Genomic DNA, 13,177 nt, shown 5'->3' on the forward strand with positions numbered 1-13,177 from the left:
CGTGGTCGCCATCGCGATCGTGGGGATGTCGGTGCTCCTGCCGGGAGCACCGGACCTCGCCACCTACTGGCACAACCTGCGCACCGGCGTCGACGCGATCAGCGACGCGCCGGAGGACCGCCTCGACCCGGTGTTCTTCGGGGTCGGTGACGACCGCGTTCACACAAGGCGCGGTGGGTTCGTCTCACCGCACGTCGACGTGGCGCAGTTCGGCATGATGCCCGCCTCGGCGAAGGCGAACGAGCCCGACCAGCTGATCGCCCTGCACGTGGCGGCACAGGCGATCGACGACGCGGGCGGCGCGGACCGGCTGCCGAACCGCGAACGGGTCGGCGTCATCATCGGGCGCGGCGGCTACCTGACGTCCGGAATGGCCAAAGTGGACAGTCAACTCCGCGGCGCCGAGCAGGTCCTCCAGACGATCAGAGAGATCGTCCCGAACGTCACCGAGGACCAGCTCAGGCAGGTCAAGGAGGCGTTCCGGGCCACGACCGGACCGCTGCAGAACGAGTCGGCGTTCGGCATGGTGCCCAACCTGTCGGCGTCACGCATCGCCAACAGGCTCGACCTCGGCGGACCTGCCTACGTCGTGGACGCCGCCTGCGCCTCGTCGTTGCTCGCCGTCGACCAGGCCGTCACCGAGCTGGTCAGCGGCCGCAGCGACGTGATGCTCGCCGGCGGCACGCACCACTGCCACGACATCTCGCTGTGGAACGGCTTCTCCCGGCTCAAGGCGCTGAGCGGGAGCGGCCGGATCCGGCCGTTCCACCGCGACGCGGACGGAATCCTGATCGGCGAGGGCACCGGAATCGTTGTGCTGAAACGACTCCAGGACGCCGAACGCGACGGCGACCGCGTGTACGCCGTCATCCGCGGCACGGGCGTGGCGAGCGATGGCAAGGCGGGCAGCGTCGTGAACCCCGAGCCGGACGGCCAGGAGCTCGCGGTCCGCCGCGCCTGGGAGATGGCCGGCCTCGACCCCGCGGACGCCGACTCGCTCGGCTACCTGGAGGCGCACGGCACCGCCACCCCGACCGGTGACCTCGCCGAACTGGTCACCATCGCCAGGGTGTTCGGGCCGGCCGGCACCCGACGCCCGGTGCTCGGCTCGGTGAAGTCGATGATCGGCCACACCATGCCGGCCGCCGGCGTCGCGTCACTCGTCAAGACCGCACTCGCGGTCTATCACGGCGTGCTGCCGCCGACGCTGCACTGCGACGACCCGCACCCCGCGCTGCACCGCACCCGGTTCCGCGTCACGGACACCGCCGAGCTCTGGGAAGGGCACCGCCGGGCCGCGATCAACGCGTTCGGGTTCGGTGGCATCAACGCGCACGTCGTCATCGAGCAGGGTCCGTCCATCGCCCCGCCGATCACCGTCCGCGAGCCGGAACGCGTGCTGCTGCTCAGCGCCCGCACCCCGGCCGACCTCGCCGAGCTGCTGGAGCGCGACGACGCCGAGCTGCGTGACGTGGTCACCGACTCCGACGGTTGCCGCCTGGGCGTGGTCGAGCCGACCGCGAAGAACCTCAGGATGGCCCGCAAGGCCGTCGCCAAAGCTCTCCCCTGGCACGGTCGTGGCGATGTCTGGTTCAGCCCAGAACCTTTGCTACGAGAAGGAAAACTCGCCTTCACGTTCACCGGGCTCGAGGCAGACTTCGCCCCACGCGTGGAGGACGTGGCCGCGCACTTCGGGTTCACGGCACCGCAGACCTCGCACGCCGACATCACCCAGCACGGTGGCTCGGTGTTCGCCGTCGGCAGACTGCTTCACACGGCACTGCAGCACCTCGGCATCCGCCCGGACCTGGTCGCGGGCAACAGCGTCGGTGAGTGGAACGCCATGCTGGCCGCGGGTGTGTTGTCCGAGGCGACAGCCGACGCCTTCTGGCAGGGCGAGCCGTTCCGGGCGCCGGACGTGGCGTTCGCGGCACTCGGTTGTGGCACCGAACGGCTCGCGGACGTGCTGCCGGACTACCCGGAGATCGTGGTCTCCCACGAGAACTCGCCGAACCAGACGATCATCTGCGGACCGCCGGCCGAAGTGGATGAAGTTGTAAGAGAGCTGCGCGACCGCAACGTCTTCGGTCAGGTGCTCCCGTTCCGATCTGGTTTCCACACGCCGATGCTCGAACCATACCTCGGGGGTCTGACACAAAAAGCCGGGCGGACCCCGATGCGCCCGGCCGAGATCCCGATCTGGTCTGCCACAACGGCTTCGCCCTACCCGGTGGCCGAGCGGGCGATCCGCGAGCTGTTCATCCGGCACCTGCTGGAGCCCGTGCGGTTCCGGCAGACCGTCGACGCCATGTACGCGGACGGCGCGCGGGTGTTCGTCCAGGTCGGTGTCGGCCAGCTGACGTCGCTGATCGACGACACGCTGCGCGGCCGCCCGCACATGGCGGTGGCCGCGAACGGCCCGCACCGCAGCGGCCTCGACCAGCTCCGGCGCGTCGCGACCGCGTTGTGGGTCGAGGGTGGCACGCCGAAGTTCGAGGTTCTGCAGGGTTTTTCCGCCAGGCCGAAGGGAATGCGGCTCGACCTGGGGTCCGCTCTGGTGCGCATGGGAGATCGCGCGCCGAAACTGTCGGTGACCCCTGCTACCGTCGCAGATGGACTGAACCCGGCGGTCGCCGCGGAGCTCGACGCGTTGCTGCGCGAGACCTCGATGGCCACCGCGGACGTGCTGGCGGCGACAAGGCGGCCGTCAGCGACCCGGAGCAGCGTCCGGGTGTCCGTGGAGTCGATGCCGTACCTGGTGGACCACACCCTCGTGAGGCAGCGCGAGGGCTGGCCCGACATGACGGACCGGCGGCCGGTCGTGCCCGCGACCACGACTCTGCACTTCATCGTGACCGCGGCCGAACGGGCGACCGGGCAGAAGGTCGTCTCGGTCGAGCAGATCCGGTTGCTCGACTGGCTGGTCGCCGCGCCGGCGCTGGACGTCGACGTGGTGGTGACCCCGCTGCAGGACAACCAGTGCGACGTGGTGGTGGAAGGCTTCGCGTCCGCGGTCGTGACGACGGCGCCGCGTTTCCCCGCCCAGCTCCCGGCGAGGTGGTTCGGCCAGGCGGAAGAACCGCCGAAGCTGACCGCCGCGCAGGTGTACGACAAGCGGTGGCTGTTCCACGGCCCGTTGTTCCAGGGCGTGCGGACGGTGCACGGCATCAGTGACGCGAGCATCCGCGCAACGCTGCAGGCGACAGCCGCACCAGGCAGCCTGCTCGACGCCGTGGGGCAACTGCTCGCGCACTGGATGGTGGAACGCCAGCGGGACAAGCGAATCGTGTTCCCGATGGACGTGCAACGCGTTCGCTTCTTCGACGTGGAGCCTGCTCCCGGCGAGGACGTGGAGTGCGTGCTGCGCGTGCGCGACCTCATGACCGACGAGGCGACGTTCGACGCACAGCTGACGGTGCGCGGCCGGGTGTGGTGCGAGATCAGCGGTTGGCGTGACCGCCGGTTCCACTGCGCTCCGGAACACCAGCAGGCGTACTACTTCCCGGAGATGAACACGTTGTCCCGCCTGCAGGACAACGGCTGGTGGCAGGTGCGCGAGCAATGGCCGACGGTCGCCTCGCGCGGCCTCTACGTGCGCAAGTACCTGAGCGCGCTGGAACGCGCGGACTACGAGCGTTGCTCCCCGCGGCAGCAACGCCAATGGCTGCTGGGCCGCATCGCCGCGAAGGACGCGGTGCGCGCCTGGCTGTGGGAGGAGGGCTGGGGACCGCTGTTCCCGGCGGAAATCCTCGTGCGGGACTCCGGCACGGGCCCCGTCGTGAGCGGGCTGCACGGCTTGACCCTGCCGGAACTGGAGTTGTCGATCGAGACCGAGACGCCCGGCTACGGCAGCGCTCGGGTGCTCGTGAAGGTGGATCAGGAGGAATCTCATGACCAGCACTGAAGTTCGCAACGAGACCGTGCTCCGCGAGATCGCCGCGATGATCGAGCAGATCCTCGACGAGGCCGGTCTGGGCGAGCCCGAGGACGAGATCACCCGCGCGACCGTCTTCCACGCCGACCTCGAACTGCAGAGCATCGACCTGGTCGTGCTGGCCGGGATGCTCGAGGAGACCTACGGCCCGTCCGTGAAGCTCGCGGCGTTCGCGGCCGAGCTGAACGCCGAGCAGATCCTGAGCCTCACCGTCGGCCAGCTCGTCGACTACGTGATCCGGCAGGTCGGCTGATGGCGCACTACGAAGCCAACGGCGTCCGCCTGCACGTCCAGGAACTGGGCGAGGGCTCACCCGTCGTCGTGTGCATCCACGGCCTGGGCATGGACACGCTGGCGTCGTTCTACTTCACGCTCGCCGCGCCCCTGTCCGAGGCCGGCGCCCGCGTGATCACCTACGACCTGCGCGGCCACGGCCGCAGCGACAAACCGCCCACCGGCTACCGCTTCCGCGACACGGTCGACGACCTCCTCGCGCTGCTCGACGCCATGGACATCGACGAGCCGGTGCACCTCGTGGGCAACTCCTACGGCGGCTGCATCGCGTTCGGCGTCGCCGCGGCCCAGCCCTCACGGGTTGCGTCGATCACCCTGGTCGAGTCGATGCCCGCGTTCGGCGAGAACTGGTCGGCCGGCATCGCCTACCTGTTCACCGGCGAGATCGACGGCGACCACGAGGACGTCGAGAAGCACCGCCGCGCGGTCCGCGAGGAGATCCTCAGCCAGTCGAACGTCCCGGACGGTGCCCGCGTCGACCACATGATGAAGCTGTCCGGCCAAACCCTGCGCCGCACCGGCATCGCCACCGAACTGCCGTGGTCCGCCCCGAACACCGAGGACGAGATCCGCGGCGTCTCGTGCCCGGTCCTCGGCATCTTCGGCAGCCGCTCGTGGATGGTGCCGCTCGCCCCGGTGCTGCGCGACGTCCAGCCACACGCGCGCATCGAGGTGATCGAGGGCCTGGGCCACTTCATCCTGGCCGAGGCCACGAAGGACGTGGTCGGGCTCGTGAAGGAGTGGGTGTTCGAGCCGTCGTACGCCTGACGCCATCTTCGAGGTCGCGTCGAAACAATCAGTCGAAGGTGTCAATCCCGGCTTGGTCCATCCGAGCCGGGTAACGGCGCACTCATCCAGGTACAGCGACCCCGACGACCAAGGCGTCCGAGAAGTTGTTCGACGTGTCAGCGAACGACTTCATCACGCAGCTCAACCTGCAACTGCGGGTTCTCGAAGGCGAGGCTGCACCGCTGCCCACCAGGTGGGAACCAAGGGCGTGCTCGGTGGACGGACCACACCGACAACGGAGATCTATCTGCTGCCGGAAAGCAACGCCCGCATTCTGAGTTGCGTCGGCGCCTCGCTGCACAGGCTGTCCTCGGCCGCGATTCAGGCATTTTCACAGCGACGCACTACGACATGACTGTTGTCGTGCAGAACCCGACATCGCTCACGTTCGTCTTCGCGCCGGTCGGTGCCGCGCCACAGACGAAACACGAGTCGCTCGGTCACTGGTCGGCGAACAACGAAGCGAGCCGTCGTGCGCCTGACGCTGAGCACCAGAACTGCTGCGCTCCCGTTGCTCGCGGGATAAGCAGGCCTTAGCGTCGAGCGCATGCCCAAGGGTGCCGAGAGCCTCCTGACGATGTTGGCCGAGCACGGTGTCGAGGTGGTGTTCGGCCTGCCCGGCGTGCACAACCTCGCCGTGTGGGAAGCGCTGGAGAAGTCCGGCATCCGGATGATCGGCGTCCGGCACGAGCAGACAGCTGTCTACGCGGCGGACGGGTACGCGCGCACGACCGGCAAGCTCGGCGTTGCCGTCGTGACGACCGGGCCTGGTGCGGCGAACACGCTCGGCGCCACCGGTGAGGCCATGGCGTCTGGCAGTCCGGTGCTGGTGATCGCCACGGACATCCCGAGCACGTTGCGGCAGCGTGGTGTGTTCCGGGGCGTGCTGCATGAGACGCGTGACCAGCGCGCCATGTTCGTGCCGGTCACCAAGGCGGCGTTCGACGTGCCGACTGCTGCTGCACTGCCTGAGTACACGGATCGTGCGGTCATGACTGCCATCGAGGGCGCGCAGGGGCCGGTTTACCTCGGTGTGCCCACGGACTTCCTCGTCGCGGACGTTCCGAACTACCACGCGACGGTCACCTACAACGAGCGCGTCGAGATTCCGGATCTCACCGAGGCGATCGCGCTGATCGACGGCGCCGAGAAGGTGTTGATCTGGGCCGGCGGTGGAGCGGCCAGGGCGGACGCGGGGGTCGTCATCGGTGCGTTGGCCGAGACGTTGAACGCCCCGATCGTCACCACTTACGGCTCGCGGGGCCTCACCGACCACGAGCTCGTCGTGCGCGGGCCGGTGCACGCGCCCCCGGTCGGCAGGCTGTGGGACGAGGCGGACCTGGTGATCGCGATCGGGACCGACTTCGACGGCATGATGACGCAGAACTGGTTGCAGCCCAGGCCGAAGAAGCTGCTGTCGATCAACATCGACAAGGCCGAGCTCTCGAAGAACTACCCGAGTGACGTCACCCTCGAAGGCGACGCCAGGCACCTCACGGCCGCGCTCCTGCCGAAGGTCGCGGACAAGGAAGCCCACACGGACGTCGAGCAGGTCAACGCCGCCGTGCGGGCGTTGGTCCGCGAGGACTCCCAGGAAGCCGCGAAGCTGCTGGAGGCTCTGGAAGGTGAGACAGCCGCGATCGTTGCGGACATGTGCATCCCCGGTTACTGGATCGGGGGCTTCCACCACGTCTCCAAGCCGCGCGGGCTGGCCTATCCCGTCGGGTGGGGCACGCTCGGCTTCGGGTTCCCGGCGGCGATCGGGGCGGCTGTTGCGCAGAGGACGATCGCGGTTGTCGGCGACGGCGGGTTCCTGTTCGCCTGCGGGGATCTGGCGACGTTGAAGCAGGAGAACCTGCCGTTGACGATCGTGCTCGTCGACGACGGCGGGTACGGCATGCTCCGGTACGACCAGCAGGTCGCGAACCACACCATCAGCGGGGTGGACCTGACGCGGCCGGACTTCGCGAAGCTCGCGGAGAGCTTCGGCATCCCGGCGGTCACGATCGAGGGCTTCGACGGGCTCGCGGACGCGTTGAGCGATGTGAACGGGCCCAACATGATCGTGGTCAACGCTGGCCTCAAGCCGCCGATCAACACCTCGCCGCGCTGGTACCGCAAAAACACCACTTGATCAGACGCCTGCCGGATACCGTCCCGCCCATGAGACGTGGGCTGGGGATCGTGCTCGCTGTGCAGGCAGTGGTGCTGACCGCGTTGTCAGGGCGGTACGGGTTCCACCGGGACGAGCTCTACTTCATGGCGGCCGGCGACCGGCTCGCGTGGGGGTACGTGGACCAGCCGCCGATCACGCCGTTCCTCGCCCACCTGTCCACGGGGCTCTTCGGCACGACGCCGATGGGACTGCGTGTCGTCGCAACGCTCATCGCGCTCGGCACGACGGTCGTGGTCGCGCTCATCGCCAAGGAACTCGGTGGCGGCGCGGTGTTCGCCGCGGCCGCGTCGGCGACGGGCTCGTACGTGCTCGCGGTGGACCACATGTTGTCGACCGCGACGCTCGACCTCCTGATCTGGACGTTGATCGGCTACTTCACGATCAGGCTGCTCAAGTCGCGGGACGGGCGGTGGTGGCTCGCGATCGGGGCGACGATCGGAGTCGGGCTGGGCAACAAGTGGCTGCTGCTGTTGCTGGTGGCGGCGCTGGCGATCGCGTTGCTCATCACCGGGCCGCGGGACGTGTTCCGGACGTGGTGGCTGCCGGCGGGCATCGCGGTGGGTCTGGTGATCGTGGCGCCGGTGGTGGCGTGGCAGGTGATGCACGACTTCCCGTTGCTCACGGTCGCGCGCGGCATCAGCGAGGACGACGGCTTCGAGAACCGCGTCATGTTCGTGCCGATGCAGATCCTTTTGCTGTCACCGTTCCTGGTGCCGGTGTGGATCATCGGGTTCCGGAACCTGTGGCGTGACAAGACTTTGCGCGCGATCGCGTTGGCGTATCCGGTGCTGTGCGCGCTGACGTTGATCACGGGCGGGAAGCCGTACTACGCGGTGTCGCTGTTGCTCGTGCTGCTGGCGGCGGGGGCGCGTCAGGTCCAGGAATGGTTGCTGCGCCGCAAGGTGATCGGCGCCGTGCTCGTGGTCGCTAGCGTCGTGCCGGCGGCGATCGCGTCGCTGCCGGTGTTGCCGCAGAACGCGATCGGGCCGATCCTGGCGATCAACCAGGAACCCGGCGAGCAGGTCGGGTGGAACGAGTTCGCGAACACCGTCGAGAAGGCTTACTGGGCGAACGACCGGCCGGTCGTGATCACCCGCAACTACGGCCAGGCCGGCGCGATCGAGACCTTCACACCGATTGCCGTGTACTCGGGCCACATGTCGTACTACGACTGGGGACCGCCCGCGACGTTGAACAAGAAGGTGTTGCTCGTCGGGTTCAACGCACCGCCGTTCACGGGGTGCAACCGCGTTGCGCAGCACCGCAACGTCATCGAGAACGACGAGGACGGCACCGAGATCTGGTCGTGCACGGCACCGGACCAGCCGTGGGAGGAGATCTGGCCCCAGCTGCGCCGCTTCTACTGAGAGCGGAACGCGCCGCCGGGTTCCAGCCCGCAGCGATGCCGGATGAGCCAGAATCCAGCCATGATCGAACGCCACTGGCCGAACAACAACGCGAAGGACGAAGGCGTCCTCGCCTGGGAGTTCCTGGACTTCCTGCGCAGGACCGCCGTCATCAAGGTCGAGGGGCTGAGCCGAGACCTGGCCGCGGCGGCCCCGATCGCGACCTCGCCGAAGCTGACCGCGCTCGGCGTGCTCAAGCACCTCGTCGCGGTGGAGCGGTACTGGCTGTGCATCACGGGCGCGGGCGTGGACCTGCCGTCGTTGTGGGAGGGCAGCCCTGACCCGTCGTGGGATCTCACCGACGACGACACCCCTGAGTCGCTCATCCAGGCGTACCAGGAGGAGTGGGCGAACTCGGAAGCACTCAAGCAGCGCGATCCCGATGACAGCGCGGCGAACGACAGGTTCACCGTGCGCTGGATCCTGGCGCATGTGGCGCAGGAGACCGCGCGGCACGTGGGCCACCTGGATCTGCTCCGCGAGCTCGCGGACGGGGAGACCGGCGAGTAGCTAGACGTTCTGGTCGCCGGGCCACATCTTCGGCAGGGGTGGGATCTCGCCGCGCAGGCACGTTTCGAGCTCGCGCCTCCACTTCCGCTGCCACCACGGGGCTTTGCTCAACGCCTCGGCGACCAGGGCCTCGTCGCCCAGCCGGCACAACGCTCGTGCGGCCTCCACCCGAACCTTGGGGTGGTCCGACAGCATCTCGGCGAGCCGCTGGTGGACGGGATGGGCGCGGTACTCGTCGTCCAAACCCGACCGCGCGAGCCGCAACACCGCCTGCACGGCGGCGCCTCGTACGCGTTTGCTCTCGTGCGACAGGACCGGCAGCAGCACGTCGAACGCGGCAGGGTCTGATGTGTCGCCCAGCGCGACGACGGCGGCCGCCCGCATCATCCAGCGCGCGAAACCCTCGTACTGCAGCTGCTTCGCGTACCACTGCACGGGTTCCAGCCGGCGCAGGCGCGTGAAACCCCACTCCTCGGCGCCCACCAGCCCGCCGTCCTTCTGCTCCTCGTCGAAGCCGTACAGGAACATCCGCTCGATGTAGGCGGGATCGCGATCGGGGTCGCGCTCGGCCAGGACCCGGCTGATCAGCTCGGCGTGGCCCCCCGATCTCATCCTTTGCCGGACCGGCGTCCCCATCGCGAGGACTTCATCCGCACTCGCGCGGAACATCTTCAGCAACGCGATGTCCACGTCGTGGCCGGAGCCCCGCGCCAGCTCGGCGGCGGCCGCGGCGCGCTCCTCCTTCGTGCCGGAGCGGAGTTGTTCCAGCGCCTGCCGTTCCTCGTCGGTGATCATGCGTTGTCCCCCAGACCCGTTACCTCAAAAGGGACAATACGACTCAATCCTCACCCGGCCACAGCGGTGTGAGCGACGCGACCACGCCGTCGAGAGCGTTGTCGACGACGGCTCCGGCAAGCGGCATCAGCGTCGCCCGCGCCCACAGCAGGCGGTCGCGCAGTCCGGGGAGCGTCAACGCCGCGGCGGCCTGCTCGATCACCTCCTGGCGCTCGTGCTGCAGACACCTGGCCAACGCCTCGGCCGCGTCGCTCACGTCGACGCCGTTGCGGGCGAGCCGGCGCACCGCGGCCGCTGCCTGGCTGCGCACCCACCACTTCGAGTCGCGCAGCCTGCCGATGATCGGCGGCAGTGCGGCCGGGTCGGCGGTGTCACCGAGCGCCATCACCGCGATCTGGCGGCGGGTGGCGAGCCAGTGCGTGGCATCGGGCATGACGCGCTCGACCGGATTCGCGTTGCGCAGCCTGGTGATCCCGTACAACCACACCCACGGGCTGCGGTAGACCTCCTGGCCGAGCCACCTGCGGACCGGACCGTCGGTCTCCTCGTAGAAGTGGTGCAACGCGAACGCCGGGTCGCGGTACGGATCGCGTTCCGCGAGCACGCGGCACAGGAGCGGACGCACCGGGCCCGCGTCGTCAACGTTGTCGAGGATGATTTCCTCGACACCCGGCTCGGTGCTGTCGATCAAATATCTGATGTGCGCGCGCAGATCCGGTGAGCCCCAGTCCCGGATCCCAGCCAGCGCCCCATCGCTGCTGAGTTCCCCCATTTCGCCATCATGACGGATTTATGTACTCACCCACAGCGGTTTCGCAGACATGACGGAGAGCGTTTACCGCATCACGCAGCAAAGGGTTCGTGTTCGCGGTGCGGTGGACCACGTGCACGTGCCTGCGCAAAGGCTTGCTGCGCAACGGCATCGCGTGCGTTCCGGGCAGCGCTTTGTAGCCGAGCGCGGGCACGAGTGCGACACCCACACCGGCCGCCACGAGTGACTGCACGACCTCATAGTCGTTGCTTCGGAAAGCAATTTTTGGCGCGAAACCCGCCGCAGCACAGAGACGCGTCAGACATGTCGCACCGGACGTGCCGTCGCGCGACGCGATCCAGCGTTCATCTTTGAGGTCTTCGAGTTTCCCGGACGTTTTCGCGGCCGGGTGATCAATCGGCACCATGAGCAGCAGGGCTTCGTCCAGCAGCGGCAGCACGGTCAGCTCTTCGGGCCACGTCTGCGGAACGAGGTCGTACGCGTAGACCAGCGCCAGGTCCAGCGCCCCGGTCAGCACGAGCGGCAGCACGTCCTCCGGCTCCGCCTCGTCCAGGCGGATCTCGGCGTCCGGCAGGTCCGCCGACAGCTTCGCCAACGCCCTGGGCACGACCCGCGAGCTCGCCGTCGGGAACGTGCCGATCCGCAGGCGGCCCCGCAGCCCCTGCACCATCGCCTTCACCTCGTGCTCGAACCCGTCGAACGCGGCGAGCAGCTCACCCCCGCGGTCGGCGATGAGCAACGCCGCCGAGGCCGGCCTGATCGAGTGCGCCTCACGTTCGAACAGCGTCACGCCGACCGCGCGTTCGAACGCCGAGATCTGCTGCGAGACCGCGGACGACGTGTAGCCGAGCCGGCGGGCCGCCTCGGCGAACGAACCTGTCTTCACGACCTCGACGAGCGTGCGGAGATGCACTGGGTTGAGCATCAGGACAGCTTATGCTCGACGTCGTGAGGTTTCATTCTGCAACCCCTGGCGGAACCACCGGGTAACTACCAGGGTGAGATGCATGCCCTATGTCTCCACGAACCCGTCGAACACCTCCGACGTGGTCGCCGAGATCGAGCTCGGGACCAGCCGCACCTTCGTCGACGCCGCACAGCGGGCGAAAGCGGCACAGCGCGCATGGGCCCGCGTGCCCGCGCCCGTGCGAGGACAGGTCATCGGCAACATCGGCCGCCTCGTCGAGGCGAACTTCGAGCCGCTCGCCCAGCTGGTGACCCGCGAGATCGGCAAGCCGATCGCGGAGGCCCGCGGCGAGGTCCAGGAGATCGTCGACACCGCCAACTTCTTCGTCGGCGAGGGCAGGCGCCTCTACGGGCAGACCGTGCCGTCGGAGATGGCCGACAAGCAGCTCTTCACCTTCCGCAACCCGGTCGGCGTCGCGGCGATCATCACCGCCGGCAACTTCCCCGTCGCGGTGCCGTCCTGGTACATCATCCCGGCGCTGCTGTGCGGCAACTCCGTCGTCTGGAAGCCCGCCGAGTACTCCGCCGCGTCGGCCCAGGCCTTCTACGACGTGTTCCAGGCCGCCGGCATCCCGGACGGTGTGTTCGAGATCGTCTTCGCCGAGGGGTCGGAGACGTTCAACGGCCTGGAGCAGGCGCTGCAGAACGGTCTGGTCGACAAGGTCGGCTTCACCGGCTCCAGCGAGGTCGGCGTGCGGATCGGCGAACTGTGCGGGCGCCACCTCCAGACGCCGTGCCTGGAGCTGGGCGGCAAGAACCCGATGGTCGTCACCGAGGACGCCGATCTGGACCTGGCCGTGCAGGGCGCCCTGTTCGCCGGCTTCGGTTCCGCCGGCCAGCGGTGCACCTCGCTCGGCACGGCGATCGTGCACGAGTCGGTGTACGACGAGTTCCTGTCCCGGTTCGTCGACGCCGTCGCCGGCGCAGGAGTCGGCGACCCGACCGGCGACGTCCTCTACGGACCGTTGCTGGACGAGAAGTTCGCGCTGGCGTACGAGAAGTACCTCGGTTGGATCGGCGAACACCACACGGTGCACGGCCCGACCGGCCGCATCACGGCCACCAACCCGCGTGCCGGTTTCGCTGGTGAGAACGGCTTCTTCTACCACCCCGCAATCGTTTCCGGTGTGCGTGCCGACGACGAGCTGTTCCTGCAGGAGACCTTCGGCCCGATCGTCGGCGTCATGAAGTACTCGGACCTGGACGAGGCGATCGAGCTGGGCAACAAGCCGGGCTACGGCCTGTCGTGCTCGATCTACACCACGGACCCGAACAAGGCCTTCCGGTTCCGCGCCGGCATCTCCGCCGGCATGGTGAGCGTCAACAACTCGACGTCCGGGGCCGAAGCGCACCTGCCGTTCGGCGGAAACGGCAAGAGCGGCAACGGCTCCCGGCAGTCGGGCGTGTGGGTGCTCGACCAGTTCACCCGCTGGCAGTCCATGAACTGGGACTACTCCGGGAAGCTGCAGAAAGCGCAGATGGACACTCTCGCGATCGAGGCGAACCTTGACTTCCGCCTCGCCTGAGCTGCCCAG

At 68.5% G+C, this 13,177-nt stretch carries 10 protein-coding genes; 7 read left to right on the top strand and 3 right to left on the bottom strand.

Annotated elements, in window-relative coordinates; all coding sequences use genetic code 11:
- The first annotated feature begins 1 nt into the window (after window position 1).
- From LFM09_RS15550 to LFM09_RS15575, 6 genes are all read left to right on the top strand, one after another.
- Window positions 2-3,904, top strand: coding sequence for a beta-ketoacyl synthase N-terminal-like domain-containing protein (locus LFM09_RS15550; protein ID WP_414097139.1), 3,903 nt, complete (start codon window positions 2-4; stop codon window positions 3,902-3,904).
- Window positions 3,891-4,187 carry an acyl carrier protein gene (locus LFM09_RS15555; protein WP_414097140.1) on the top strand — a complete coding sequence of 99 codons (297 nt, stop codon included), beginning with the start codon at window positions 3,891-3,893 and terminating at the stop codon, window positions 4,185-4,187. The genes LFM09_RS15550 and LFM09_RS15555 overlap by 14 nt, the downstream gene beginning before the upstream one ends.
- A complete protein-coding gene (locus LFM09_RS15560) occupies window positions 4,187-4,996 on the top strand; it encodes an alpha/beta fold hydrolase (RefSeq protein WP_414097141.1) in 810 nt (269 codons plus the stop codon). Before LFM09_RS15555 ends, LFM09_RS15560 begins: the two co-directional genes overlap by 1 nt.
- A gap of 568 nt (window positions 4,997-5,564) precedes the next feature.
- Window positions 5,565-7,151, top strand: a complete 1,587-nt coding sequence (locus LFM09_RS15565; protein ID WP_414097142.1) for a thiamine pyrophosphate-binding protein — start codon at window positions 5,565-5,567, stop codon at window positions 7,149-7,151.
- Window positions 7,152-7,180: 29 nt separating this feature from the next.
- On the top strand, window positions 7,181-8,560 hold the full coding sequence (locus LFM09_RS15570; RefSeq protein WP_414097143.1) for an ArnT family glycosyltransferase: 1,380 nt from the start codon (window positions 7,181-7,183) through the stop codon (window positions 8,558-8,560).
- 60 nt (window positions 8,561-8,620) lie between these two features.
- On the top strand, window positions 8,621-9,109 hold the full coding sequence (locus LFM09_RS15575) for a DinB family protein (RefSeq protein WP_414097144.1): 489 nt from the start codon (window positions 8,621-8,623) through the stop codon (window positions 9,107-9,109).
- Here LFM09_RS15575 and LFM09_RS15580 read toward each other — a convergent pair whose 3' ends face one another.
- Genes LFM09_RS15580 through LFM09_RS15590 form a run of 3 tightly spaced genes read right to left on the bottom strand, consistent with a single transcriptional unit; the run spans window position 9,110 to window position 11,601 of the window.
- Window positions 9,110-9,904 (bottom strand): HEAT repeat domain-containing protein, encoded by a 795-nt coding sequence (locus tag LFM09_RS15580; RefSeq protein ID WP_414097145.1) that lies wholly within the window; start codon window positions 9,902-9,904, stop codon window positions 9,110-9,112. It lies immediately after the preceding gene.
- A 43-nt stretch (window positions 9,905-9,947) separates the two neighbouring features.
- Window positions 9,948-10,676, bottom strand: coding sequence for a HEAT repeat domain-containing protein (locus tag LFM09_RS15585; protein ID WP_414097146.1), 729 nt, complete (start codon window positions 10,674-10,676; stop codon window positions 9,948-9,950).
- A gap of 7 nt (window positions 10,677-10,683) precedes the next feature.
- Complete coding sequence (locus LFM09_RS15590; RefSeq protein WP_414097147.1) at window positions 10,684-11,601, bottom strand: LysR family transcriptional regulator; 918 nt, start codon at window positions 11,599-11,601, stop codon at window positions 10,684-10,686.
- An 82-nt stretch (window positions 11,602-11,683) separates the two neighbouring features.
- Between LFM09_RS15590 and LFM09_RS15595 the strand changes: the two genes are divergently transcribed.
- Complete coding sequence (locus tag LFM09_RS15595) at window positions 11,684-13,168, top strand: aldehyde dehydrogenase family protein (protein ID WP_414097148.1); 1,485 nt, start codon at window positions 11,684-11,686, stop codon at window positions 13,166-13,168.
- Window positions 13,169-13,177: the final 9 nt, after the last annotated feature.

The organism is Lentzea alba (genome assembly GCF_047445655.1).
GTDB classification, from domain to species: Bacteria; Actinomycetota; Actinomycetes; order Mycobacteriales; family Pseudonocardiaceae; genus Lentzea; species Lentzea alba_A.

Excerpts from the sequence above, each read along its gene's own strand:
- LFM09_RS15575 (WP_414097144.1), top strand. The coding sequence starts at position 8,621 with ATGATCGAACGCCACTGGCCGAACAACAACGCGAAGGACGAAGGCGTC.
- LFM09_RS15590 (WP_414097147.1), bottom strand. The coding sequence starts at position 11,601 with ATGCTCAACCCAGTGCATCTCCGCACGCTCGTCGAGGTCGTGAAGACA.
- LFM09_RS15555 (WP_414097140.1), top strand. The coding sequence starts at position 3,891 with ATGACCAGCACTGAAGTTCGCAACGAGACCGTGCTCCGCGAGATCGCC.
- LFM09_RS15560 (WP_414097141.1), top strand. The coding sequence starts at position 4,187 with ATGGCGCACTACGAAGCCAACGGCGTCCGCCTGCACGTCCAGGAACTG.
- LFM09_RS15585 (WP_414097146.1), bottom strand. The coding sequence starts at position 10,676 with ATGGGGGAACTCAGCAGCGATGGGGCGCTGGCTGGGATCCGGGACTGG.
- LFM09_RS15565 (WP_414097142.1), top strand. The coding sequence starts at position 5,565 with ATGCCCAAGGGTGCCGAGAGCCTCCTGACGATGTTGGCCGAGCACGGT.
- LFM09_RS15595 (WP_414097148.1), top strand. The coding sequence starts at position 11,684 with ATGCCCTATGTCTCCACGAACCCGTCGAACACCTCCGACGTGGTCGCC.
- LFM09_RS15580 (WP_414097145.1), bottom strand. The coding sequence starts at position 9,904 with ATGATCACCGACGAGGAACGGCAGGCGCTGGAACAACTCCGCTCCGGC.
- LFM09_RS15570 (WP_414097143.1), top strand. The coding sequence starts at position 7,181 with ATGAGACGTGGGCTGGGGATCGTGCTCGCTGTGCAGGCAGTGGTGCTG.